At 67.0% G+C, this 24,238-nt stretch carries 25 protein-coding genes; 16 read left to right on the top strand and 9 right to left on the bottom strand.

From position 1 onward, the window contains the following. The first annotated feature begins 20 nt into the window (after window positions 1–20). On the top strand, window positions 21–1,229 hold the full coding sequence (gene trpB, locus AC6LKD_RS00405; RefSeq protein WP_498114701.1) for a tryptophan synthase subunit beta: 1,209 nt from the start codon (window positions 21–23) through the stop codon (window positions 1,227–1,229). After that, a complete protein-coding gene (gene trpA / locus AC6LKD_RS00400; RefSeq protein ID WP_498114700.1) occupies window positions 1,226–2,011 on the top strand; it encodes a tryptophan synthase subunit alpha in 786 nt (261 codons plus the stop codon). The genes trpB and trpA overlap by 4 nt, the downstream gene beginning before the upstream one ends. 57 nt (window positions 2,012–2,068) lie before the next feature. On the opposite strand, the gene AC6LKD_RS00395 is transcribed toward trpA, so the two are convergent. Both AC6LKD_RS00395 and AC6LKD_RS00390 read right to left on the bottom strand, forming a co-directional pair. Further along, the gene (locus AC6LKD_RS00395) at window positions 2,069–3,040 is read right to left on the bottom strand and encodes a Bug family tripartite tricarboxylate transporter substrate binding protein (protein WP_498114699.1); all 972 of its coding nucleotides are present in this window, start codon (window positions 3,038–3,040) and stop codon (window positions 2,069–2,071) included. Beyond that, the gene (locus AC6LKD_RS00390) at window positions 3,037–3,564 is read right to left on the bottom strand and encodes a GAF domain-containing protein (RefSeq protein ID WP_498114698.1); all 528 of its coding nucleotides are present in this window, start codon (window positions 3,562–3,564) and stop codon (window positions 3,037–3,039) included. Before AC6LKD_RS00390 ends, AC6LKD_RS00395 begins: the two co-directional genes overlap by 4 nt. 93 nt (window positions 3,565–3,657) lie before the next feature. Here AC6LKD_RS00390 and AC6LKD_RS00385 point away from each other — a divergent pair, with 93 nt between their 5' ends. Beyond that, window positions 3,658–4,617 carry a LysR family transcriptional regulator gene (locus AC6LKD_RS00385; protein WP_498114697.1) on the top strand — a complete coding sequence of 320 codons (960 nt, stop codon included), beginning with the start codon at window positions 3,658–3,660 and terminating at the stop codon, window positions 4,615–4,617. Here the strand turns inward: AC6LKD_RS00385 and AC6LKD_RS00380 are convergent. Together AC6LKD_RS00380 and AC6LKD_RS00375 are read right to left on the bottom strand one after the other, a co-directional pair. Beyond that, window positions 4,610–5,800: a M24 family metallopeptidase gene (locus tag AC6LKD_RS00380; RefSeq protein WP_498114696.1), complete on the bottom strand. Its 1,191-nt coding sequence runs from the start codon at window positions 5,798–5,800 to the stop codon at window positions 4,610–4,612. The genes AC6LKD_RS00385 and AC6LKD_RS00380 overlap by 8 nt on opposite strands. Window positions 5,801–5,821: 21 nt before the next feature. Further along, the gene (locus AC6LKD_RS00375) at window positions 5,822–6,805 is read right to left on the bottom strand and encodes a Bug family tripartite tricarboxylate transporter substrate binding protein (protein ID WP_492274385.1); all 984 of its coding nucleotides are present in this window, start codon (window positions 6,803–6,805) and stop codon (window positions 5,822–5,824) included. Between the two features lie 277 nt (window positions 6,806–7,082). Between AC6LKD_RS00375 and AC6LKD_RS00370 the strand changes: the two genes are divergently transcribed. The 10 genes from AC6LKD_RS00370 (at window position 7,083) to soxB (ending at window position 16,026) form a co-directional block, all read left to right on the top strand. Beyond that, window positions 7,083–7,424 carry a c-type cytochrome gene (locus tag AC6LKD_RS00370; protein ID WP_498114695.1) on the top strand — a complete coding sequence of 114 codons (342 nt, stop codon included), beginning with the start codon at window positions 7,083–7,085 and terminating at the stop codon, window positions 7,422–7,424. Next, window positions 7,421–8,680 carry an NAD(P)/FAD-dependent oxidoreductase gene (locus tag AC6LKD_RS00365; RefSeq protein ID WP_498114694.1) on the top strand — a complete coding sequence of 420 codons (1,260 nt, stop codon included), beginning with the start codon at window positions 7,421–7,423 and terminating at the stop codon, window positions 8,678–8,680. The genes AC6LKD_RS00370 and AC6LKD_RS00365 overlap by 4 nt, the downstream gene beginning before the upstream one ends. 133 nt (window positions 8,681–8,813) lie before the next feature. Beyond that, window positions 8,814–10,169 carry a sulfite dehydrogenase gene (gene soxC / locus AC6LKD_RS00360; RefSeq protein ID WP_498114693.1) on the top strand — a complete coding sequence of 452 codons (1,356 nt, stop codon included), beginning with the start codon at window positions 8,814–8,816 and terminating at the stop codon, window positions 10,167–10,169. Beyond that, window positions 10,153–11,313 (top strand): c-type cytochrome, encoded by a 1,161-nt coding sequence (locus AC6LKD_RS00355; RefSeq protein WP_498114692.1) that lies wholly within the window; start codon window positions 10,153–10,155, stop codon window positions 11,311–11,313. Before soxC ends, AC6LKD_RS00355 begins: the two co-directional genes overlap by 17 nt. 40 nt (window positions 11,314–11,353) lie before the next feature. Then, window positions 11,354–11,821 carry a thiosulfate oxidation carrier protein SoxY gene (gene soxY / locus AC6LKD_RS00350; RefSeq protein ID WP_041656212.1) on the top strand — a complete coding sequence of 156 codons (468 nt, stop codon included), beginning with the start codon at window positions 11,354–11,356 and terminating at the stop codon, window positions 11,819–11,821. A gap of 37 nt (window positions 11,822–11,858) precedes the next feature. After that, entirely contained in the window at window positions 11,859–12,173 is a 315-nt protein-coding gene (gene soxZ / locus AC6LKD_RS00345; RefSeq protein ID WP_013396030.1) for a thiosulfate oxidation carrier complex protein SoxZ, read from the top strand. Between the two features lie 87 nt (window positions 12,174–12,260). Beyond that, the gene (soxA, locus tag AC6LKD_RS00340) at window positions 12,261–13,085 is read left to right on the top strand and encodes a sulfur oxidation c-type cytochrome SoxA (RefSeq protein WP_498114691.1); all 825 of its coding nucleotides are present in this window, start codon (window positions 12,261–12,263) and stop codon (window positions 13,083–13,085) included. Window positions 13,086–13,095: 10 nt separating this feature from the next. Beyond that, window positions 13,096–13,752: a sulfur oxidation c-type cytochrome SoxX gene (gene soxX / locus AC6LKD_RS00335; protein WP_013396028.1), complete on the top strand. Its 657-nt coding sequence runs from the start codon at window positions 13,096–13,098 to the stop codon at window positions 13,750–13,752. 23 nt (window positions 13,753–13,775) lie between these two features. Next, window positions 13,776–14,282: a TlpA family protein disulfide reductase gene (locus AC6LKD_RS00330; RefSeq protein WP_498114690.1), complete on the top strand. Its 507-nt coding sequence runs from the start codon at window positions 13,776–13,778 to the stop codon at window positions 14,280–14,282. Between the two features lie 34 nt (window positions 14,283–14,316). Continuing rightward, window positions 14,317–16,026, top strand: coding sequence for a thiosulfohydrolase SoxB (gene soxB, locus AC6LKD_RS00325; RefSeq protein ID WP_498114799.1), 1,710 nt, complete (start codon window positions 14,317–14,319; stop codon window positions 16,024–16,026). On the opposite strand, the gene AC6LKD_RS00320 is transcribed toward soxB, so the two are convergent. From AC6LKD_RS00320 to AC6LKD_RS00300, 5 genes are all read right to left on the bottom strand, one after another. Next, a complete protein-coding gene (locus AC6LKD_RS00320; protein ID WP_332015412.1) occupies window positions 16,011–16,424 on the bottom strand; it encodes a DsrE family protein in 414 nt (137 codons plus the stop codon). The two genes, soxB and AC6LKD_RS00320, sit on opposite strands and share 16 nt — an antisense overlap. 89 nt (window positions 16,425–16,513) lie before the next feature. Next, window positions 16,514–17,053: a hypothetical protein gene (locus AC6LKD_RS00315; protein ID WP_498114689.1), complete on the bottom strand. Its 540-nt coding sequence runs from the start codon at window positions 17,051–17,053 to the stop codon at window positions 16,514–16,516. A 151-nt stretch (window positions 17,054–17,204) separates the two neighbouring features. Then, on the bottom strand, window positions 17,205–17,420 hold the full coding sequence (locus tag AC6LKD_RS00310) for a hypothetical protein (protein WP_498114688.1): 216 nt from the start codon (window positions 17,418–17,420) through the stop codon (window positions 17,205–17,207). Then, a complete protein-coding gene (locus AC6LKD_RS00305) occupies window positions 17,417–18,004 on the bottom strand; it encodes an AAA family ATPase (RefSeq protein WP_498114687.1) in 588 nt (195 codons plus the stop codon). Before AC6LKD_RS00305 ends, AC6LKD_RS00310 begins: the two co-directional genes overlap by 4 nt. Continuing rightward, complete coding sequence (locus AC6LKD_RS00300; protein ID WP_492274395.1) at window positions 18,001–19,179, bottom strand: phage tail sheath family protein; 1,179 nt, start codon at window positions 19,177–19,179, stop codon at window positions 18,001–18,003. Before AC6LKD_RS00300 ends, AC6LKD_RS00305 begins: the two co-directional genes overlap by 4 nt. A gap of 397 nt (window positions 19,180–19,576) precedes the next feature. On the opposite strand from AC6LKD_RS00300, the gene AC6LKD_RS00295 reads away from it, so the two are divergent. The 3 genes from AC6LKD_RS00295 (at window position 19,577) to AC6LKD_RS00285 (ending at window position 24,229) form a co-directional block, all read left to right on the top strand. After that, the gene (locus AC6LKD_RS00295) at window positions 19,577–22,162 is read left to right on the top strand and encodes a carbohydrate-binding family V/XII (RefSeq protein WP_492274396.1); all 2,586 of its coding nucleotides are present in this window, start codon (window positions 19,577–19,579) and stop codon (window positions 22,160–22,162) included. A gap of 134 nt (window positions 22,163–22,296) precedes the next feature. Next, window positions 22,297–22,905 (top strand): LysE family translocator, encoded by a 609-nt coding sequence (locus tag AC6LKD_RS00290; protein ID WP_013396019.1) that lies wholly within the window; start codon window positions 22,297–22,299, stop codon window positions 22,903–22,905. A gap of 151 nt (window positions 22,906–23,056) precedes the next feature. Next, entirely contained in the window at window positions 23,057–24,229 is a 1,173-nt protein-coding gene (locus tag AC6LKD_RS00285) for a thiolase family protein (RefSeq protein WP_498114686.1), read from the top strand. Window positions 24,230–24,238 lie beyond the last annotated feature (9 nt).

The following is a 24,238-nucleotide window of genomic DNA, read 5'->3' as shown; positions in this document are numbered from 1 at the left end:
TTGCCAAGGGATTCTTCCTCATGCCATCCGCCATCCATCCGGCCGCTCCCGATAATCGCGGCCAATTCGGCCCCTACGGCGGCCGCTACATGCCCGAAACGCTGGTTCCCGCCCTGGACGAGCTTGAACGCCAGTTCAAGGCGGCGCTGTCGGACGAGGACTTCTGGCAGACCTACCGCGGCATGCTGGCCGATTATGTTGGCCGGCCGAGCCCGCTGTTCCTGGCCCGTGGCGTTTCCGAGGAACTGGGCGGCGCGCAGGTGTACCTCAAGCGCGAAGACCTCAACCACACCGGCGCGCACAAGATCAACAACTGCCTGGGGCAGATCCTGCTGGCGCGCCGCATGGGCAAGCGCCGCATCATCGCCGAGACCGGCGCGGGGCAGCACGGCGTGGCCACTGCCACGGTCTGCGCCTTGTTCGGCCTGGATTGCGTGGTCTACATGGGCGCCGAGGACATGGCGCGCCAATCCGTCAACGTGCGCCGCATGCACATGCTGGGCGCCGAGGTGCGCGCCGTGCATGCCGGCACCGCCACGCTGAAGGATGCGATGAACGAGGCCTTGCGCGATTGGATCGCGCATCCCGCCGACACGTACTACCTGCTGGGCACAGGCGCCGGCCCGCATCCTTACCCCTGGCTGGTGCGCGAGTTCCAGAAAGTGATCGGGGAAGAGACGCGTCAGCAGATCGCGGCCAAGACCGGGCGCATGCCCGACGCCATGGTGGCTTGCGTGGGCGGCGGCTCCAACGCGATGGGCTTCTTCTATCCCTTCCTGGAGCTGGCGGACGTGCGCCTGTACGGCGTCGAAGCAGGCGGGCTGGGCCTGGCCAGCGGCGCGCATGCGGCCAGCATCAGCGCCGGCCACGAAGGCGTGCTGCACGGCTGCCGCAGCTATTACCTGCAGGACGACGATGGCCAGATCGTCAATGCGCATTCGATATCGGCCGGGCTCGACTATCCGGGCGTGGGTCCCGAACACGCCTTGCTGCATGACCGCAAGCGCGTGGACTACGTGTCCGTCACGGACGCCGAGGCGGTGGCTGCCTTTCATTGGCTGACGCGCAAGGAAGGCATCCTGCCCGCGCTGGAAAGCGCGCATGCGCTGGCCTATGTGCGCAAGCTGGCGCCGCGGATGGCGCGCAACGAGATCCTGGTCGTGTGTTTGAGCGGGCGCGGCGACAAGGACATGGACACGGTGACGCAATTTGGCGAGGTGGCTGCATGACACGGCTGGATCAAACCCTTTCCGCGCTGCGCCAATCCGGACGCAGCGGCCTGGTTACCTACTTCGCGGCGGGCGACCCCGATCCCGCCGCGTGCCTGGAACTGCTGCGCGGCTTGCGCGCGGCGGGCGCGGACGTGATCGAACTCGGCATGCCGTTCAGCGATCCGGTCGCGGACGGCCCCGTGCTGCAGCAGGCGAACGTCCGCGCGCTGGCCGGCGGCCAGACCTTGAAGCGCACGCTGGCCCTGGTGCGCGAGTTTCGCGATGCGGACGCGCATACGCCCATGGTGCTGATGGGTTATCTGAATCCCATCCTGCGGCATGGCGTTGAAAGCTTCATCCGGGACGCGGCCGCCGCGGGCGTGGACGGCCTGATCATCATCGACCTGCCGGTCGAGCATGCCGACGATATCGGGCGGGAAGCGCGCGAGCATGGCCTGCACCTGATCCGCATGTCCGCGCCGACATCCGAGGACGCGCGGCTGGCGGGATTGCTGCGCGACGCCAGCGGCTTCGTTTATCACATCATGCTGGCCGGCACGACGGGCGCGGACCTGCCCGACGAGTGCCGCATCGCGCAGGATCTGGACCGCTTGCGTTCGCATACCCGGCTGCCGGTGGCTGCGGGCTTTGGCGTGCGCTCGCCGGACGAGGCCCGGCTCGTGGCCCGGCATGCCGATCTGGTCGTGGTCGGTTCGCGGCTTGCGCAGGTGCTGGCGGAGCAGGGCGTGGCGGGCGCGCTGGATGAGGTGCGGGGGTTGGCGGCGGCGCTGCGGCAGTGAACGGCAGGCTGCGCCAAAGCCATGCCGGCTGACGGCACGGCCCTGCCTTGAGCCGAGTCACTGGGCTTTCAGGTCGATTTCCTTCGCGACCTCACCCAAGCGGGTGAAGTCGGCCTGTACGCGCTCGCGAGCCTGTAGCGGCGTGTTGGCGACGATCACCCAGCCCAATTCCTTGAGCTTGCGCTCGGTGTCTGCAGTCCTGAGGCCCTGGACCAGAGCGCCGTGGAGCTTGTCTATCACCGCCTCCGGCGTGCCTTTGGGCGCGGCCAACCCGAACCAGCCGGCCGGTACCAGGCCGGTGATGCCCAGCTCCTTGGCGGTGGGGACTTTCGGATAGGCGTCGAACCGATAATCGCTGGTGACGAAAAGCGCGGTGGTCTTGCCCGAGGTGACATACGGAATCTGCGAGGCGGCGTTGTCCATCATCGAATCGATGTGGCCGCCCATCAGGTCGTTCACGGCGGGCGCGGCTCCCTTGTAGGCGACGATGTTCAGGCTAAGTCCGGCCTGCTTGGCGAAGGCGGCCTGTGTCAGGTGGGCCTGCGTTCCCAGACCGGCATTGGCGGAAGTCAGTCCGGCGGGCTTCTGGCGCGACAGCGCCTGGAATGCGGCATAGTCCTGCGCCGGGAAGTTCTTGTTGACCACGAACACGAAGGGCACTTCCACTGCGACGGAGATGTGGGTCAGGTCGTTTACGGGCTGGTAGCGCAGCTTGTAGATGTGCGGATTGACGGCGATGGTGCCGCTGGCCGACAGCAGCAGCGTATAGCCGTCGGGGGCTGCGCGCACTACGTGCTCGGTAGCGATGGATCCGCCCGCGCCAGGGCGGCTTTCGACGATGACGGGCTGGCCCAGCTGCTTCTGCAGCGAGTCGGCGATCAGGCGAGTCAGCGTATCCGAGGCGGACCCGGGCGCATACGGATATACGATGGTGATGGGCTTGGCCGGATAGCCATCCGCGGCCGCCTGAGCGGCGGCGGGACCGATGCACAACAGCAAGGCGGCGAAGTAGCTGCGCAGGCGCTTCATGATTTCCCCTCATTGTTTTGGGTGGTTCGAATAATGTCTTGCACTACGGGTATGGCCAGCGCCGAATACCAGGCCAGCTCCGCGTACATCTCGCGTCGGTACCAGCCCGCCTGATGCAGCAGGTTCAATGAACCCAGCGTCCGCCCGTTCCAGCGCACCGGCACGTTGACCGCGCTTTCGCAGCCCAGCGATGCAATGAGTTCGTGGTCGGGAAAGGCCCGCGCGCAGTCGTCGCGGTTCATGCACAGGCGGGGTTCGCCCTGCAGCACTACCGCGGCGTAGAACTCGCTGTCCTCGCGTATCGGCTTGCTGCCGCCCGCGGGATAGGCCGCCGGCTGGGTCGAGAAGCAGCGCCGGCTCAGGCCCGCGTTCCAGTCCAGCACCAGCACGGTAAACAAGCGGTAGCCGATGCGCTCCTGTAGCGCCGCGCCCAGCGCGTTCAGACCGGTCGCGGGCTGGCCGTCTTGCGCCAGGCCGCGAGCCACGGCGTTCAAGGGTGAAAGGGAAGAGAGGCTGGCAGGCATGGAGTGTGAGGTCGATTCGAGAGGTACCCATTCTGTGCGTGAACCCCATAGACAGCCAATGAATAAACCTGAGATATCCATTACCATTTCCGCATGATTGCGCCCCTTACCGAATTGCTCTGGACGCGGCGCCTGAAGCTGCGCCATCTGGAAGTGCTGATCGCCCTGGAAAAGGCCGGAACCGTCACGGCCGCGGCCAAGGCCATGCACATGACGCAGCCCGCGCTGTCGCACTGGCTGAGCGATATGGAGGACATGGTCGGCACGCCCCTGTTCGCGCGCGGCAGGACGCTGGCCTTGACCGAGGCGGGACGTGCGCTGTGGCGTTACGCGACCCGTGTCCTGGGCGACACTGCGCGCACCGGCGAGGAGATCGAGGCGGTCAAGGCGGGCGTGGCCGGACGGCTGCATATCGGCACCATCCTGTCGGCTGCGCCGGTGCTGCTGCCGCGCGCGATCGCCACGCTGCATCAACGCGCGCCTGACGTGCAGATCGAACTGGTCGAGGGGCTGCTGGATCCGCTGATCGAGCGCGTGGCGCGCCACGAGATCGATCTCATCATCGGACCGCTGGATCTGCGCGCAAGCCGTTCCGGCTTATGCGGGCAATGGCTGATGACGGACAGCTTCAGCCTGGTGACCCGGCGCGGCCATCCGTTGGCCGGGCTGGCCGCGCCGACCTGGGCGGACACGCAGGGCTACCCATGGATTCTGCCGCCACCGGGCGTGCTATCGCGCGTCAGGCTGGATCAGGCCCTGGTCGACGCGGGTCTGGCGCCGCCCAAGCCCGCAGTGGAAACCAGTTCGCTGGTGGCCTTGCTGTCCTTGCTGCAGGACAGGGAGTATGTCGCGACGCTGGCCAGTTCCGTGGCCCACATGTACGAGCGGCTCAATCTGATCAGCATCGCGCAGGCGCCCACGCGACTGGAGTTCGGCCCCATAGGCATGCTGTGGGCCGCGGATTCGCCCAGCATCGTGCTGCCCTGGCTGCGCGAGATCCTGCGCGAGGAAGCGCAGAGCCTGGCGCAGGAAGGGGCCGGCCAGCCTACCTGACGGTGGCGTACTCCAGCGTCTTGGGCGTGCCGGTCAGCACGCGGGGCGTATCGCCCACCACCACCGTATCGTCCAGGCGGAAACCGCCGATGCCGTAGGCATAGATACCCGGCTCGGCGGAATACACCTCGTTGGCCAGCAGCGGCCGCTGGCAGAACGCCATGTCCTCCGGGTACTCGTGGTGGATGATGCCGACGGCATGTCCGGTGCGGTGGCGGATGAAGCCGGCGTAGCCTGCCTTCTCGATCTCGGCCTGCGCGGCTGCGTCCATCATGCAAACGGGGTTGCCGGTGCGGGCGGCGGCGATGGCGGCTTCGTTGGCGGCCTTGGCCGCGGACCAGAGCCTGGCTTGTTCCGCCGAAGGCGTGCCGCAGAACCAGGTGCGTTCATTCTCGATGGTAAGGCCGTTCAGGCGCGGTATGACGATGTTGACCAGCACATCGCCCTCCTTGATCCGCGCGCCGCAGGATGCGCCGTCGCCGTGAGGGGATGCGGACGCCGGGCCGCTCAGCGTCCAGCAGCGGATGACCTCGAACTGTTCGCCGGGAAAGCGTTCGGCGGCTTCCTGTACGAACAACGCCGCCATGGCGCAATCCAGTTCCTGCACCAGCCGGCCGGGGCGGATGTTTTCACGGTACCTGTCCTGTATCCAGTCGGAGATCGACGCGGCGGCAGCCATCACGGCGATTTCCTCGTCGTGCTTCTGCCAGCGCAGCGAGCGGCATTCGGCGGTGGCGCTGCGCAACGTCAGGTCGGGCAGCAGGCGGCCCAGCGGCGTCAGCACCGGGCTGCCGCCTTCGACCGCGATGCGCGAGCGCGCAAGTCCGGCCTGTCGCAGGCGTTCGGCCAGGACTTCCGGAAGCTGGGTGATCAGCGGCAGGCGGTCGGTGACGCGAGGGTGCTCCGCATAGTAGGTGATGTCGGTGATCCAGACTTTGCCTTGCTCCTGCGAGAAGCGCATGTGGTGCGTCGACAGCTCGTTCATCACGAGAAAGGGCGTGCCGTTGCGCGGCACTACCGCGAAGATGGGCCGCTCCCAAGGCAGGACGTCGGTGTGGAAGTTGCTGGCGAACTGGAAGAAGTCCGCCGAGGTGAACACGATGGCGTCGACGGCGAGGTCATCCATCAAGGTCGTCATTTTTTCGTGGCGATAGCGCCAGACGGCGTTGCTGAGCTTGGGCATGTCTTTCCTTTCGGGGTGCGGTCAATCGTTGTTCAGGCCGAGCTGGCGTATCAGTGGTCCCCAGGCCGCGCTGTCGCGTGCAACGGCTTCGGCGACTGCTTGCGGCGAGGATGGCAGCGGCTCGAGCTGCAATTCCTGCAGTCGCGCCTTCACCGCGGGGTCTTCGAAGAAGCGCCTGGTTTCGGTATTGAGCCGCTCGATGGCGGCCTGCGGCGTGCCCTTGGGCGCAACCAACGCGTACCAGCCCGGCAGCGGAAAATTGGCGATGCCCAATTCAGCTAGCGTTGGCACGTCCGGCACGCTGGCCGCGCGGCTTGCGCCCACCACCGCCAGCGGCACGACCTTGCCTGCCTTGGCTTGCACGGCGGCCGTGTTCAGCACGTCGGCCATGAGTTGCGTCTGGTTCGCCATGACGCTGGTCAGCCCCGCCGCAGCGCCGTTGTAGGGCACGTGGGTCAGCTTGAACCCCTGGCGCTGCTCGAGCATTTCGACCACCAGATGCGTGGAGTTGCCCTTGCCGGCGGAGGCGAAGTTCAGGCTTTCGGGATTGGCCTTGGCCCTTTCGACCAGGTCCTGAAACGAGCGGATTCCGGCCTGTGGACTGGCGACAAGAAGGAAGGGCGTGTTGACCAGCAGACTGATTCCGTCGAAATCCCGGGCCGGGTCGTAGGGCAGGTTCTTGTACATGTGCGGATTGAATGCCAGGTACGAAATGCCGCTGATCAGGACGGTGTAGCCGTCGGCGGGCTGTTTGGCGACGTGGCTGGAAGCCAGGATGCCGTTGGCGCCGGGACGGTTCTCTACGACCACGGCCACATTCAGGCGCCGCGACATGTAGTCGGCCCAGAGACGGCCAATGACGTCGGTGCCGCCGCCGGCGGCCTGCGGCACGACCAGCTTCAGCGGCTTGTCCGGATAGTCGGCGGCCGTGGCGGCCACCGCCGTCAGCAGGCCGCAGGCAAGCCCGGCTGTGCGCAGGCAGCGGGCCAGCTTGGTTCGCAACATGTGTATTTCCCCATGGAATCGTTGAATGGAGCCGCCTCGGCGACGCGCGGCGATGGCATCCGGCGGATTATGGGGAAGGGACTTATTAGTGCCCAATGAAAAAAACTGAGGGATCCATAAGCGTTACCGCATGGGTATCCGCATGCGGCGCTCGCTTGCACGTCCATCGCAGTCGAGGACATACTTGGCGTCCCCGGCCGGACCGCGAACCAGCTTTGCCGTACCTGCCTACATTCAGATCCGCTGCATGCGGACATACACGGAGGGGTCACCCACCATGCCTGGCGTGCCGTTTCGACCCTCAGCAAGCGCGGCGCTGGCTTGCGCGCTGTTGCCCGCTGCGTGGATCAGTCCGGCCATCGCGGCGGAGAGCGACCTGCAGGCGCAGGCCTGGGCGGCCGCCTGCGTCACCTGTCATGCCTCCGCGCAGCGGCCGACATCGGCCATTGCCCCGCTGGAGGGACGCTCCGCCGACTGGATCGCCGCGCGGATGCGCACGCTCGCGCAAGCGGCGTCCGAGGGCAGCGTCATGGGCCAGATCGCGCGGGGCTACAGCGACGCCGAGATCGTTCGCATCGCCGGCTGGTTCTCCGCGCAACCCAAGGCGGCGATCCCATGAAGCGGCGCAGCATCCTGTTGGGTGCGGCGATGGGCGCGGCCCTGGCCGCCGCGCCCATCGCACGCGCGGCCAAGCCGCATGTGGTGGTGGTAGGCGGGGGCTATGGCGGCGCCACGGCGGCGCGCTACTTGCGCTTGCTGGGCGCGGGCGCCGTCGACGTCACGCTGGTCGATGAGAGTCCGGCTTTTGTCTCCTGTCCGCTGTCGAATCTGGTGCTGGGCGGCAGCAAGTCCATGGCCGACATCACCGTTGCCCGGGACGGCCTGTCGCGCCACGGCGTGCGCTTGCTGCGCGACCGCGCGCTTGCCATTGATGCGGCGGCCCGGCAGGTCCGGCTGACCAGTGGCGAGCGCTTGTCGTATGACCGCCTGATTCTCTCGCCAGGCGTGGACATGCAGTGGCAGCGCATCGACGGCATGGAGGCGCCAGGCGCGCGGGAACGGGTCCTGCATGCCTGGAAGGCGGGCGCGCAGACCGCGGCCCTGCGGCGCCAGCTGGAGGCGATGCCGGACGGGGGCAACTATGTGCTGACCATCCCGCTGGCGCCATACCGTTGCCCGCCCGCTCCGTACGAGCGGGCCTGCCAAGTGGCGTGGTATTTCAAGCGGCACAAGCCGCGCTCCAAGGTGCTGGTGTTCGACGCCAACGCCGACATCACGTCCAAGGCCGCGCTGTTCCGCCGCGCCTGGGCCGATTCTTATGCGGACTACATCGAATACACCCCGCAGTTCGAGGCGGTCGCGGTGGATGCTGCGGGCCTGAGCGTGCAGTTTGAACTGGGCGAAACCGTGCGGGCGGACGTATTGAACGTGGTGCCACCGATGCGCGCCGCGGCTATCGCGGTGGACGCCGGCCTGGCCACCGCCAATGGCGCCTGGTGCGAGGTGGACTTCCTGACCTTCGAATCGCTGGCCGTGCCCGGCATCCATGTGCTGGGCGATGCGATCCAGGTCGCACCGGCGATGCCCAAGTCCGGCCACATGGCCAACCAGCATGGCAAGACCTGCGCCGCCGCCGTGCTGGCATTGCTTGGCGGCGGCAGCGTCAATCCGCTGCCGCTGTATGCCAACACCTGCTACAGCTACACCTCCGACCGCGAGGTCATGCATGTAGCCAGCGTGCATCGCTACGACGCGGCGGCGAAGACCATGCTGCCGGTGGCCGGAGCCGGCGGATTGTCGGCCGAACCCAACGCTAGGGAAACTCCTGATGCCCAGGCCTGGGCCCAGGCAATCTGGGGCGACATGCTGGGCTGATCCCCTGGTTTGACCGTGCAGACGCCGCCGGGTGTTGCGGCGCAGCGTGCCAACCCGCTTCTTTATGTGCAAAGATAATTTGCATATAACTACAGAAAATAAAGAAGCTGGGTAACACCCACGGAGGAGGAAGGTGGATCGAGAGGCAAAAGTGGGACGCCTGCGCAAGGCGCCCGAGAATTTCGTGTCCGCCGATCTGGCGCAGGACATTGCCCGCAATGGCCTGGACGACACCCGGCGAGGTTTTTTGCTGCGCAGCTTCCAGACGGCGGGCGCCGCGCTGGCCGCCGGCTTGGGCGGCAACGCGCTGGCGCAGAAGGCGGGCGGCGACGAGATGATCCTGACGCCGCGGCCCTGGACGACCTCGCTGGGGCAGCCGGTCGCCGCGCGGCCCTACGGCGTGCCGTCGAAATATGAAGCCAACCTGCAGCGGCGCCAGTCGCCGGGCCTGACCCGGGTGCCCGCCTCGTCGGTCGCCTTTGCGCCCTTGCAGGGCCTGTTCGGCATCATTACGCCGAGCGGGCTGCATTTCGAGCGCCATCATCAAGGCTGGGTGGATATCGACCCGGCGCAGCACCGCTTCATGATCAATGGCCTGGTGGCGCAGCCCAAGGTCTACACCATGGACGACCTGATGCGCCTGCCGTCCGTGTCGCGCATCCATTTCATCGAATGCGGTGCCAACAGCGGCCCGGAATGGGGCAATGCGGCGGTTCCAACGGTGCAGTACACCCACGGCATGCTGTCCTGTTGCGAGTTCACCGGCGTGCCGCTTTCGGTGCTGCTGGAAGATTGCGGCGCCGACCTCAAGCGCGGCAAGTTCGTGCTGGCCGAGGGCGCCGACGGTTCCAGCATGACGCGCACCATTTCGATGGAAGCGGCGCTGGACGACGCCATCGTGGCCTGGGGCATGAACGGCGAAATGCTGCGGCCCGAGAACGGCTATCCGCTGCGCCTGGTGGTGCCGGGCGTGCAGGGCGTGTCGTGGGTCAAATGGCTGCGCCGCATCGAAGTCGGCGACCAGCCCTGGAACGCCAAGGACGAGACCATCCACTACGTCGACCTGATACCCGGGGGGCTGCATCGCCAGTACACCTCGATCCAGGAATGCAAATCCGTCATCACCACGCCGTCGGGCGGGCAGGTGCTGCTGGACAAGGGCTTCTGCAATATCTCCGGCCTGGCCTGGTCGGGACGGGGCAAGATCAAGCAGGTCGATGTGTCGGTGGACGGCGGCCGCAACTGGCGCACGGCGCGGCTGGAAGGGCCGGTGCTGACCAAGTGCCTGACGCGCTTCAATATCGATTGGGTCTGGGACGGTTCGCCCGTCATCCTGCAAAGCCGCGCCCAGGACGAGACCGGCTATGTCCAGCCGCGTTCGGGCCAATTGCGCGAGGTGCGCGGCACGCGCTCCATCTATCACAACAACGGCATTCAATCGTGGCGGGTGGCCGAGAGCGGAGAGGTGAGCAATGTCCACGTTGAATAGCCTGCGCGCGTCATTGGCCTGTATGGGCCTGGGGCTGGCCGTGCTGGCCCCGGGCGCAGACGCAGCAGAGAAGTTCCCCGGCGTGGGGCGGGACGCCACGCCGGCCGAGGTAGCGGCGTGGGACATCGATGTGCGGCCGGATTTCAAGGGCCTGCCGCCTGGCAGCGGCACGGTGCTGCGCGGCGGCGATATCTGGGAAGGCAAGTGCGCGTCCTGTCATGGCAGCTTCGGCGAGAGCAACGAGGTCTTCACGCCCATCGTCGGCGGCACCACCGCCGACGACGTCCGCAGCGGCCGCGTCGCGGCCCTGGCCGGCAATTCCCAGCCGCAGCGCACCACGCTGATGAAGGTCAGTACCGTCTCCACGCTGTGGGACTACATCCATCGCGCCATGCCCTGGGACCAGCCCAAGACCCTCTCGCCGGACGAGGTCTATGCCGTCACGGCCTATCTGCTGAACCTGGGCGAAATCGTGCCCGAGGATTTTGAACTGTCCGACAAGAACATCGCCGACGTGCAGGCGCGCATGCCCAACCGCAACGGCATGACGCGCGAGCATGGCATGTGGCTGCCCGGGGACAAGCCCGATACGCAGAACACGGCGTGCATGAGCAATTGCGTCGAGGCCATCAAGGTCACCTCCGAGCTGCCGGATTACGCGCGCAACGCCCATGGCGACATCGCGGCGCAGAACCGCCTGATCGGCCCTGTGCGGGGCGCCAACACGCTGGCGCCGCCATTGACCGGAGCTGCGGGCAGCAATGCCGACGCCGTGCGCCTGCACGCCGGCCAGACCATCGCTTCGGCGGCCGGCGCGGCCAAGCCGGAGACCGCAACCGCGACGGCGGCGCCTGCGCCGGCCAAGCCGGCGGGCGCGGACCTGGCGGGCGCCCGCCTGGCCACGTCCGGCACCTGCGTGGCCTGCCATGCGGCCGATCGCAAGATGATCGGACCCAGCTACCGCGACGTGGCGTCCAAGTACGACGGCAAGGCGGACGCGCATGCGCTGCTGGTTCAGAAGATCCGCAAGGGCGGCGGCGGCGTCTGGGGCGCCATGCCGATGCCGCCGAACCCGGGCGTCAGCGACGACGACCTGAAACGCATCGTGGACTGGATTCTGGCCGGCGCACCCGCGCCGGGTTGAAAACTCAGGGAGAGAGGAGACGGCTATGACGCAACAACACATCGATCGGCAGCGACGCAAGGTGGTCGGCCTGGGCACGGTGCTCAGCCTGGCCGTTGCGGCGGGCCTGCTGCGGCCCAGCCAGGCCTGGGCGGTGCAGGCCGACTGGAACAAGCAGGCCTTCGATGCCAAGAGCATGCAGGACGTGATCAAGGCGCTGGGCGGCGGTGACGCCGTGGCCAGCGACCAGATCACGCTGGTGGCTCCCGACATTGCCGAGAACGGCGCGGTGGTGCCGGTGGGGGCGGTCAGCAAGCTGCCCAACACCGAGCAGATCTCCATCCTGGTCACCAAGAACCCGAACGCCCTGGCTGCCAGTTTCACGCTGCCCGCAGGCACCGAGCCCGAAGTGGCGACGCGCGTGAAGATGGGCCAGACCTCGGACGTGTACGCCCTGGTCAAGGCCGACGGCAAGTACTACACGGCGCACAAGGAAATCAAGGTGACCCTGGGCGGCTGCGGCGGCTGATCCGCGCACCGGTTACGAGCAATCAAGGAGACAGCACATGGAAGCAAGGCCGATGCGGATCCGCGCCGCGGAAAAAGACGGCGTGATCGAGGTGAAGGTCCTGATGAGCCACATCATGGAAACCGGGCAGCGCAAGGACGCCGAAGGCAAGGTGGTGCCGGCGCATTTCATCCAGGACGTGGTGGTGAAGAACGGCGACAAGGTGGTGCTTGCGGCGCAATGGGGGCCAGCGGTGTCGCGCGACCCGTTCCTGTCGTTCAAGTTCAAGGGCGGCGCCAAAGGCGACAAGGTCAGCGTCACATGGAAAGACAGCGAAGGCGCGACCCGCACGGACACCACCACGGTGACCTAGCGTTTCGGATGTGTGAATGAAGGCGGACAAACAATAAGCGCCCGCCGGCGCGCAAGGCCGGCAGGGCAACCGCGTGAGGAGACATACATGGATAGGAAACGCATGGCCGCCGCCTGTGCGCTGGCCAGTTTCACGCTGGCTGGAGCGAGGTTCGCCGCAGCCGCGACCGAACAGGACACGGCGCAGGGCATCGCGCAGTACCGCGAAATGCTGGCCGACGGCAATCCGGCCGAGCTGATCGAGATGGCGGGCGAGGATCTGTGGAAGGAAAGCCGCGGACCAAAGAACGCGACGCTGGAAAAGTGCGACCTGGGCCAGGGCGCCGGCGTGGTCAAGGGGGCGTATGCGCAGCTGCCTCGCTACTTCGAGGATGCCGGCCGCGTCATGGACCTGGAGAGCCGCTTGGTCTATTGCATGGTGCAACTGCAAGGCCTGGAGGCTGCCGAGGTCACCAAGAAGCCCTTCTCGGGCGACGGGCAGTACTCCACCGATATCGAGGCGCTGGTGGCGTATGTGGCGGGCCTGTCGCGCGGCATGAAGATCGCCGTGCCCCAGAGTCATCCCAAGGAGCAGGCGGCCTACGCGCGCGGCCGCGACATCTTCTACTACCGCGGCGGTCCGTACGACTTCTCCTGTGCGTCCTGCCATACCGGCGACAACAAGCGCATCCGTCTGCAGGACCTGCCCAACCTGACCAAACAGGAACCCGCGCGGGCGGCCTTTGCCAGCTGGCCGGCCTATCGCGTGTCGCAAGGCGCATTGCGGTCGATGCAATGGCGCCTGCAGGACTGCTTCCGCCAGCAGCGCATGCCCTTGCTGAAGTACGGTTCGGACGCGTCGGTGGACCTGACCGTGTTCCTGGGTGTCAACGCCAACGGCGGCCAGATGATGGCCCCGGCCATCAAGCGGTAAAGGGGGAATCATGCGCAAGATACGCACGACCTGGCCCGGCCTGGCGGCCTTGGGCCTGCTTCTGGCGGCGAACGCCGCAGCGCAGCAGCCGGCGCCGAAAGCGGCTGTCGATCACCAGGCGCTGGTCGCGGAGCTGAAGGATTCATTCGTCGAACGCGGCCTCGCCAAGTTGGACCGGATTGACCAGTCGCCGATGCAGCGGGCCTGTTCGATCGCCGAAGCAGGCGGCGAGATGCCGGCGGACACCGCCCTGAAGATCACGCAGGAGGCCGCCGCCAACGTCAAGCCGCCCGCCGACGGCAACTACATCGGCGATTGGCGGCAGGGCGAGAAAGTGGCGCAGAACGGCCGCGGCCTGCAGTTTTCGGACACGGCCAAGACGATCAACGGCGGCAACTGCTATGCCTGCCACCAGATGACCAAGGCCGAAATTTCGTTTGGCAACATCGGCCCCTCGCTCTACCAGTACGGCAAGCTGCGCGGCAACAGCAAGGAAATGGTCGCCTACACCTGGAACAAGATCTACGACTCGCACGCCACCATGCCCTGTTCCAACATGCCGCGCTTCGGCGCGGCCGGCATCCTGACGGAACAGCAGCTCAAGGACGTGATGGCGCTGCTGCTGGATCCGCAATCCGCCGTCAATGACGACCAGGCCAAGCCTTGAACGCTGCCGAACGCGGAGGACGCATGAACGCTGTTTCCAGATACGGCCGCTTGCTGCTGGCCGTGGGCATGCTGGCCGCCGCGGCGGCCCATGCCCAGGCGCCGCCCAAGGTGGGGGACAAGCTCGTGATGCCGGACGTGCAGTTGCTGGACGGCACCCGGCTGTCCGCCGCCGATCTTGCGGGCAAGCCGCTGGTGGTGGAGTACTGGGCTTCCTGGTGTCCCTACTGCGCGCGGCAGAATCCGCATCTGCAGAAGCTCACCGAGGCGGCTCGTGACAAGGGTCTGCGCATCCTGACGGTCAGCATCGACAAGGATGAGCAGGCCGCGCGCGACTACATCGCCAAGCATGGCTACACCTTCGGCGTAGCCATGGACAACGAGGCGCTGCGCGCGGTGTTCGGCAAGCGCCGCGTCATCCCCGAGATCTTCGTGCTGGACGCGAACGGCAAGCTGCTTGAGGCCATCCCCGGCGAAATGTTCGAGGAGGATGTGCTCGAACTGCTGCGCCACGCTACGCCGCGCTCCTGAGCGCATCCCTTCCTCTTACACGGTTGGACCGATGATCAATCGACGCGAGTTTCTTCAGATGCTGGCGGTCGCCTCCGCGGGCGGCATGGGCCTGTCGCACCATCCGCGAGCGGCGGCGCAGGCCGCGCAGGCGTTCTATGACACACCCGCCTTCGGCAACGTGCATTTCCTGCATTTCACCGATTGCCATGCGCAGCTCTTGCCGATCTACTTTCGCGAGCCCAGCGTCAACCTGGGCTTCGGGCAGGCCGCGGGCCGCGCGCCGCATCTGGTGGGCGAGCATCTGCTGAAGGCCTATGGCATCGCGCCGGGTTCGGCGCAGGCCTACGCCTTTACCTGTCTGGACTTCGCCCAGGCTGCGGGACAGTACGGGAAGGTCGGCGGCTTTGCCCACCTGGCCACCTTGATCAAGCGCCTGAAGGCCACGCGGCCGGGCGCGTTGCTGCTGGATGGCGGCGACACCTGGCAGGGTTCGGGCACCGCGCTCTGGACCCGCGGACAGGACATGGTGGATGCCTGCCTGCTGCTGGGCGTGGACATGATGACGGCGCATTGGGAGTTCACGCTGGGCGCCGACCGCGTGCAGGAAGTGCTGGAGAAAGACCTGAAGGGCAAGGTCGAGTTCCTGGCGCAGAACGTCGAGACCAGCGACTTCGGCGACGCGGTGTTCGCTCCTTATTCCATGCGAGAAATGAACGGCGTGCCGCTGGCCGTGATCGGCCAGGCGTTTCCCTACACACCCATCGCCAACCCGCGCTACATGGTGCCGGACTGGACCTTCGGCATCCAGGAACAGCGGCTGCAGGAAACCATAGACGAGGTGCGCGGCAAGGGCGCGCAGGCCGTGGTGCTGCTGTCGCACAACGGCATGGACGTGGACCTGAAACTGGCATCCCGCGTGCGCGGCCTGGACGCGATCCTGGGCGGCCACACGCATGACGGCGTGCCCGCCCCGGTGGCGGTGCAGAACGCCGGCGGCAAGACGTTGGTCACCAACGCCGGCAGCAACGGCAAATTCCTCGGCGTGCTGGATTTCGACGTAAAGGACGGCAAGGTGGCCGACTTCCGCTACACGCTGATGCCGGTGTTCGCCCAGTACCTGCCGGCGGACCCCGCCATGACGGAGCTGGTCGAGCGCATCCGCGCGCCCTATGCGCAGAAGCTGTCGCAGCCCTTGGCCACCACCGAGGAAACCCTGTACCGGCGCGGCAATTTCAACGGCACCTTCGATCAGGTGATCCTGGATGCGCTGATGCAGGTCAAGGACGCGGAGATTGCCTTTTCGCCTGGATTCCGCTGGGGCACCAGCCTGCTGCCGGGCCAGCCCATCACCATGGAAAACGTGTTGGACCAGACCGCCATCACCTATCCCCATACCACCGTGACGCAGATGAGCGGCGCCACCCTCAAGACCATTCTGGAAGACGTGGCCGACAATCTGTTCAACCCGGACCCCTACTACCAGCAGGGCGGCGACATGGTGCGCGTGGGAGGGCTGCAGTATGCGATCGACCCGGCGGGCGCGGCGGGGGCGCGGATCAGCGACATGCGCCTGGGTGGCTCGCCGGTGCAGGCCGACAAGCAGTACAAGGTGGCAGGGTGGGCGCCGGTGGCGGAAGGGGCTGCCGGCGAGCCCGTATGGGATGTGGTGGCGGCCTACCTGCGCGACCGCAAGACGATATCGCAGGTAAGTCCCAACCAGCCGCAGGTCAAGGGCGCCGCCGGCAATCAGGGCTTGATGTAGGAATAGCCTTCCTGCTGCAGCCGGGTGATGCGGACCACGCCGGAGGGCGTGAAGTCCGCTTCCATCACGAATGCGTCCTTGGCCAGCTTGCGGTTCTTGAGGGTGATCTCGCACACCTCGAAGGCCACGCCGCGCGCGGCCAGGGCAGAGATCAGCGGACCGACCTGGGCCGCGTCCTTGTAATCCGTCATCAGGAAGTCGACGCCGTCGGCATGGGCCACCAGCTTGATGGAGGTGTCAGGCGCGGTGTCCAGCTGATTGCGCATGTTGCGCAGTGCGGAAAGCGCCTGCGAGGCGGAGTCGTTGACGTGATAGACGACCTTGTCCGCAGCCAGCGCGGCGCCTGCCGCGCTCATCAATGCCATGCCCAACACCAATGCCAGCAGCTTTTTGAACATACTTGCCTCCCGGGGGTGCGGCAGCAGTGCCGCGGCGCCTGGCCATGATATCAGCGCATGCGCGCCATGGGGCAAGTGCTTGCGTGGCTTCAGGCCGTTTGCGGCGCATCGCCGCCCGGTGTGCTGTTGCTGCGCGATTTGCCATAGAAGATGCGCGCGCACACGAAGGCGCTCACGGCGCCGGGCAGGGCGCCCACGGTCAAGGGAAAGCCGAGGAGTTCCTGCCACGGCCTTTCGTGGGTGCCAAAGCCCAGCAGGAAGACAAATCCAAAGAGCGCGCCCACCGCTGCCATTCCCGCGCAGGCGAGCCACGACGAACGCGCTGGCCGCAGCGCCCCAGCCACCACGCCGCACAGCATGGCGGGCACGAAGCCGAAGAGGTAGAACCAAGGCAATCCGTAGAGCAGCATGAGCAAGGTCTCCGGATCCCGGGTGGCTGCCGTCAAGCCCAGTATGACGCCAGCGCCGCCGAGGGCGGGAGCCGCGACGCCATAGAGCGCGCCGCCAGCGAGCAGATCGCTGCCGAGGCGCCGGCCTGTAGCGTCCGCCGTGCGCTGCCGCTTCCTGCGGTAAGCGATGGCGGCGAAAACGCCTAGAAGCAGAATGCCGATCGAAATAAAGGGATTCATCGCGTCATGCAGGATGTGGGCGGGATACGCGTGGCATGCTTGCGGGAGCAAGCCGCGCAACAGGCCTGATGATACCGTGCCAGCCGGCGTGCCAAGCCTGCGCGCGCTGCGTCCGTGGCGGACGCAGCGCCATCCTGCTGCCGCGCGAGGCTCAGGTCTCGGCGTTGCCGGCGCGCGCGTCAGCGCTGGCGGCATTGTCGGCGAGGGCGCTCGCCCGCGCGGCGTCGGCCTCGCCCGCCTCGCGCAGGTCCGTCGTGCGTCGCATCAGCCGCTTGCTCACCATGGCGGCGACGAAGGCATTGCGCCGGGCCGCGTCGTAGCCGGGGTGGCTGAGTTCGCGGACGTAATCGTTGATGACGGGTTTCATGGATATCCTCTCGGCTTGACGCCAGGCAAGGGCCGGGCGTGTTGGTGGGGTTCGGCGCGGACGGCTTGCAGCAGGCGCGCCATGGTGATTTCGGTACTGGTGTCCGCAACTGGAAAAGTGCGGCTCCAAAGGCGCGCGCGCTGGTCCACCGCCGCAGCGGGAAACTGGACCACGAGGCGCAGCCGCCTCAGGAATGCGCGGTCCAGGTTGGACTTCAGGCCCGCGGCCCGTAGCGCCAGGCCGCGGTATGACTCCATGGGTTGCAGCAGATAGCTGACTTCGATGTTGGCGTAGCGGTCATGGCTGTCCCTGACCTCCGCGCGCTTGCCGAAAAGCGCGTCGGCTTCGTCGAAGAACAGGATGGCGCCGCGCTGCGCCACCGACTCGAACAGTCGGTCCAGGTTTTTTTCGGTCTCGGCGATGTACTTGCTGACGATCTTCGACAAGTCGATGCGACGCAGCTCCAGTCCCGTTTCCCGCGCCAGGGCCTCGGCCGCTTCGGCGGCCTGCGCCAGCGCGCGCGGGCGGCTCTGGCTGCCCGTGTCCCACAGCGCGAGGATGCGCGATTCGGCAGGCACGTTCATGGCTGCTGTCCTTCTGTCCGGCCCGCGCGTTGCCGGACGCGGATGACCACGAACTCGGCCGGCCTGAGCGGCGCGAATCCCACCAGGATGTTGACCACGCCACGATCGATGTCTTGCTGCGTGGTGGTTTCGCCATCGCACTTGACCAGATAGGCGTCGCGCGGCGTGCCGCCCTGGAAGGCGCCCTGGCGGAACAGCCCGTTCATGTAGGCGCCGACGTTCAGCCTGATCTGCGCCCAGAGCGCTTCGTCGTTGGGTTCGAACGTGGCCCACTGCGTGCCTCGGCCGAGCGATCGCTCCAGATGCAGCGCCAGCCGCCGCACCGGCACGTACTTGTATTCCGAGGCGAAGTGGTCGGTGCCCTGCAAGGTTCGCGCGCCCCAGCAGACCGCGCCGTGCCCGGGGAAAGTGCGCAGGCAATTGACGCCCAGCGCATTCAGGTTCCGGCTTTCGTCATCGCTGACCGTGGCGGCCAGCGACAGGACGCCGGTGAGGCTGGCATCGGTGCCGGCCGGCGCTTTCCAGACGCCGCGATTGCTGTCGGTACGCGCATACAGACCGGCGATGGTGCCGCAGGGCGGAGTCAGGCGGGGCTGGCCGATTTTCAGCGGATCGGCCGTCCGGGTCCAAGGGAAGTACACCGCAGCATGGTCGGACTTGGGCAACGCCGTACCCATGACCGCCGCCGCCATGAAGGCTGCATCGGTTGCCTCCGGCGGAGCATCGACGATCATGAAGGCGCGCCGCTCCTTGCAGTAGGTCGCGGCAGCGGCAAGCACGCCGCCGTCCGTGACCCCGGGGAGGCATAGCAGATTGAACGGATGGGCCTGGTCCAGCGCATGGAGCCCCAGGCGTTGCGCGGGCTGGCCGATGAAGGCGGCGTGCACATCCTGCGGTCCGTTGTGCGTGGGCAGTTCCACGCGCACGACCCAGGCTTCGGCGCCGCCGTTAAGGAAGAATTGAAGCACCGCATAGCCGAGTTCGCAGTCCTCGACCAGGCCGCCGAACTCGCGTTCGTAGTCGGCAAAGCCCAGGATCCGGACCGGCTGGTTGAGCGGTCCGCGCACGGCCGTGCCCAGGAATGCGGCAACCGAGGTCGGCGCGCCAGCAATGCTGGGTACGCTCGCGGGCATTTCCTGGATATACACCCCGGGATGATTCAGGGCTGGGGCCATGAACTGCTCCTTTCCACGGCTACTTGACGGCGTGTGCTTGCAGCAGGAAAGTCTTCGAGGGACGGCCGGGATGCCGCGGACAGAGGTCCGGGCCTGGGCGCGACGCGCGGGAGTGCCGGCGTGTGGCGGGCGTTGCGCCGCGCTTCTAGTTGGATTGCAGCGGAAAGGCAATCGGGCAAAAGCAGCAGCCCTGATGAGATGTTTTATAGAAGGTCTGAGAAAAGCGGGCAATAGCTTTTCAGCGGTGTTAACGTTCTGTTGCTTATTCAAAAGCCAGCCCAGCCAGGACGCATGATTGGGGGGCCGGCAGACGCATGGCCCGTGGCGACGGCGCTGCGGGAAATCCGAGTGGCCGGGGGCCCGACTGGCGGCTGCGGCCCTCAACGAGGAGCGCAAGATGCATAGCCTGACCCGACTGTGGCGCGTGCGTGATTTCCCGGCAACCTCGTCAGCGGCGGCAGGCCCGCCTGGACGCCTTTCACGTCTTGCCCTTGCTGTAGCCATGGCAGGCATGGCCTGTGGCGTCAGCCTGGCGCCGACCACCGCGGCGCAGGCGCAGGGACAGACCCCGACCCAGACGTCGCCGTCACCATCCGATGCCCAGGCTGAGGCCGCGCGGTCGCTGCAGTGGCCGCGCAGTTTCGAGGCTGCCGACGGCACGCGGGTGGAACTCTATCAACCGCAGATCGACAGCTGGAAGGCCGATCGCATTTCGGGCCGCATGGCGGTGGCGGTCGGCGCCGCCAAGGGCAATCCGACCTACGGCGTGGCCGACTTTTCCGCCCGGGCCGAGGTCAACAAACCGGCTGGCCTGGTGCATCTGTCGGACTTCCGGATCGAGCGCGTGCAGGTGCCCACCGCGCCCCAGGAGGCCGACAGGCTGCGCAAGCAGCTCGAAGCGCGCCTGCCCGCCAAGGGCGTGGTTACGCAGCTTGATGCGCTGCAACTCAGCTATACGCTGTCCCAGAACAATCCGGCCACCAAGACCGTCCCGGTGGACAATGCGCCGCCGCGCATCATCTACCGCACGGTGCCTACTGTGCTGGTGCTGATAGACGGTGAGCCCGTCCTGGCCGAGGTGCCCGACGCGGCGGGCTGGCGCCGGGTGGTCAATACGCGTGCGCTAATACTGGCCGATGGCGCGGACCGTTACTTTCTGCAGGCGGCCGGCCATTGGTACGAAGCGCGCGGCGCCGCCGGGCCGTGGACGGACCACCCGCAGCCGTCCTCCGCATTGCTGGCCGCCGCCGACGCGGCGCGGCGCAAGTCCGAGCCCGACCCCTTGATGCCACATGGCGGCAAGCCGCCGCACCGGGCCCCTGCCATCGCGGCGTCCACCACGCCGGCCGAGTTGTTGGTGACTGTCGGCCAGCCGGAAATGCGACCCGTGCCGGGAACCTCGTTGCTGTCGGTGGCCAACGCCGATCATGCCCTGTTCATGAATCCCGGCGACAACCGCTACTACCTGCTGGTGTCCGGCCGCTGGTTCCGCGGCGCCAGCCTGGACGGGCCCTGGTCCTTCGTGCCGGGCAAGCAATTGCCGCGCGATTTCGCGCGGATTCCGGCCCACGATCCGCAATCGGGCGTGCTGGCTTCGGTGCCTGGCACGCCGCAGGCCAAGGAGGCGCTGATCGCCTCGACCATTCCGCAGACCGCCACGGTGTCGCGCAGCGCGGCGAAACTGCAGGTCGAATATGCCGGCGGCGAGCCTACGCTGCGGCCCATCGAGGGTACGGCGCTGTATTACGCCGCCAACTCGCAGGTGCCGGTGATCCAGGCCGAGGGGCGTTACTACGCCTTGTCGCGCGCCGTGTGGTTCGTTTCGGACTCGGCCCGGGGACCGTGGCGCGTGGCCGACCATGTACCGGCCGCCATCTACGCCATACCCGTCAGCTCGCCGCTGCACTACGTCACCTACGTGCAGGTGTACGGCTCCACCGCGCAGACTGTGGTGTTCGGCTACACGCCGGGTTACATGGGCGTGGTGGCCAGTCCGGACGGCACCGTGGTGTACGGCACGGGCTACGCCTACCCGCCGGTCATCGTGCAGGACACTTGGGTCGGCTATCCGCCCAGCTATGGCTACGACGCGGCCTTCGCCACGGCGACGGGCTTCGCTTTCGGCTTTGTCGCGGGCGAGACCTGGGGCGGCGCCGCGCCCTATTGGGGACCTTATTGGGGTGCGCCCTATTGGGGCGGCGTTAACGTCAACAAGGTGGACGTCTACGGCGCCTGGGGCGGTTCCGGCGTGGTCACGCATGCAGCCGGATGGAACGGCTGGACCGGCACCGAATGGCAAGGCACGCACGCCGAAGGCTACAACCCGCAGACCGGCGCGGCCTTCGAAGGCTCGCGCGGCGCCGCCTACAACGAGTACACCGGCAATGCGGCGGCCGGGCGGCGCGACGCCTACAACAACCCCGCGACGGGCGCATCGGGCGCGGGGCGCGCGGGCGTGGTCGCCAACGATGACGGCCAATGGGCTGCCGGCCGCCAGGATGTGCGCACCAACACGAACACCGGCCGCAGCACCATATCGTCCGCCACGGCGACCGGCACGGCCGGCGACGGCGTCAGCAGCATGGACCGGCGCGGCGCCACCTACGACCGCAACACGGGCAGCGGCATGGCGTGGAACAACGGCAACGTGTATGCCGACCACAACGGCAATGTCTACGAGCACAACGACAATGGCTGGCAACAGCACACCAGCTCGGGCTGGCAATCGGTGCAGCCCAGCGCGCAATCCGGTAGCAACTACCTGAACGGCCAGCGCCAGGCGCGCGATTATTCCAGCGAGCGTACCGGCGGCATGGACGGCGGCGGCTGGCAGGATCGCGGCATGCAGGGCGGAGGCTGGCAGGGCGGAGGTTGGCGCGACCGCGGCATGGGCGGCGCGGAGGGCGGCGGCTGGCAGGGGCGCGGCCGGGGTGGCTGGGGCGGCGGCTTCGGCGGCTTCCATGGGGGAGGATTCCGGCGCTGAGTCTGGCGCTGTTCGATCAAGCGCCTGGGCGGCTCGCGGGGCTTTTGCGGGCCCCGTCTTTCGTCCAGGCGCATTTGCGCACCCCTCTGCCGCGGACTAGACTGGCCGCTTTCCCCTCTCTTACGCATTCCGTCATGGCGCTGCATAGCTGGCTCATCTATCTGGTCGCGGTCATCGGTTTGTCGGTCACCCCAGGACCGAATACCCTGCTTGCGCTGACGCATGGCGCGCTGCACGGACACCGCAAGGCGTTGTGCACCATTGCCGGCGGCGCGGTGGGATTCGTGGCGCTGATCGCTTTGTCGATGCTGGGCATCAGCGCCTTGCTCAAGGCCTGGGGGCCTGCGCTGACGGTGCTGAAGTGGGCGGGCGGGGCCTATCTGATCTGGCTGGGCATCCAGCTCTGGCGCGCGCCGGGTGTGCAATTGCGGCCTGCCCCGGACATGCCACGCATAAGCGGCATGCGCATGTTCAGCCAGGGCCTCCTGTCAGCAATCTCCAATCCCAAGGCGCTGCTTTTCTACGGCGCCTTCCTGCCGCAGTTCATCGACCCGGCCCGCAGCCTGTACACGCAGTTCGCGGTCATGGCCGCGACTTTCGTGGTGGTCGAGTTCCTTGTCGAATATGTGCTGGCGCGCCTGGCGCATCGCGTGCGCCCCTGGCTGGAACGCTCCGGCCGGCGCTTCAACAAGGTGTGCGGCGGCCTGTTCGCCGCCATGGGCGCGGCGCTGCCGGGGTCCTGATCGCCGGCCTGCCCACCGGGCTTCCATAGCCGCCGATTCAATTTCGCTATGTGGACCTTTCATATGGTCTTTCCAGATCGTTCCAGATAATTTGTCTGGGAGAGCTCATGCCTGACTCTCGATGGGTGGTTCACACAGGGAGACATGGACGGTGGCGGATCTAAGTGGAAAGGGCACGGCCGGGGTCGCGGCGATTGCCGGCACGGGCCATACGGATTGGGTGGAGGACTACCGGCGGGTCCGCAATGGCGAAAAGCCGTTCGATTCCTACGGCTATGCGACGCTGGCGTTCAAGCGCGCGCTGGACGACGCCGGCCTGCGGCGCGAAGACATCGACGGCCTGATCGTCGGGCCGACCACGGCCTATGAGCGCATGGGAGAAGTGCTGAACATCGATCCGCGTTGGGGCGGACAGGCGGACGCGGTGCAGGCGGTGTTCCAGGCGGTGATGGCCATCCGGTCAGGCTTGGCGGAAGTGGTGGCGCTGGTCTACGGCAACGACCAGCGCTCGGCCGCGGTGCAATATGGCGGCCCGGAAGCGATGGGTGGCGGCGCCTTCCTTTCATACGTTTATCACAGTCCCTGGGGGCTGACTTCGCAGGGCGCGTTGTACGCGTTGATGTTCCAGCGCTACAAGGAGCTTTGGCAGATCAGCGAGCGCGACCTGGGCCAGGTTGCGGTAGGCCAGCGCCAGTGGGCGAGCCTCAATCCCAACGCGATCATGCGCAAGCCGATCACGCTTGATGACTACCTGGCCGCCGACCACATCGCGCAGCCGCTGCGCTTGAACGATTACTGCCTGATCAATGACGGCGGCGTGGCGCTGATCGTGATGGAGGCCGGCCGGGCGCGCAAGACGGCCGCGCGGCCGGTACTCATCGAAGGCATGGGCCGCTCCGACCTGAACCATCACGCAACCAGCCTCGGGCCGCGGTTGATCGATTTCTATCGTCCGGCGCAGCAGCGCGCGGCAGAGCAAGTGTATGCGGCTGCAGGCGTGGGACCGGCGGATATCGACGCCTTGCTGGTGTACGACAGCTTCAGCCCGCACATCCTGTTCGCGCTGGAGGGATTCGGCTTTTGCGGGCAAGGAGAAGCCGGTCGTTTCATCGCTGAACAAGGCATCGGGGTCGGCGGCAAGTTGCCGGTTAATACCAGCGGCGGGCATCTGTCGGAATCGTACATGCAGGGCTGGAACCACCAGGTGGAGGCGGTGCGGCAAGTGCGCGGCGGCCTGGGCGCGCGCCAGGTGCCGAATTGCCGGCATGTCCAGTACGTGTCCGACGTGGCCGGCAAAGCCATGTCCATCATCTACGGCCGATGAATCCGCCTG

It is taken from the genome of Achromobacter sp. D7-1 (assembly GCF_059760445.1).
This window is presented reverse-complemented; position numbering and strand designations above follow the sequence as displayed.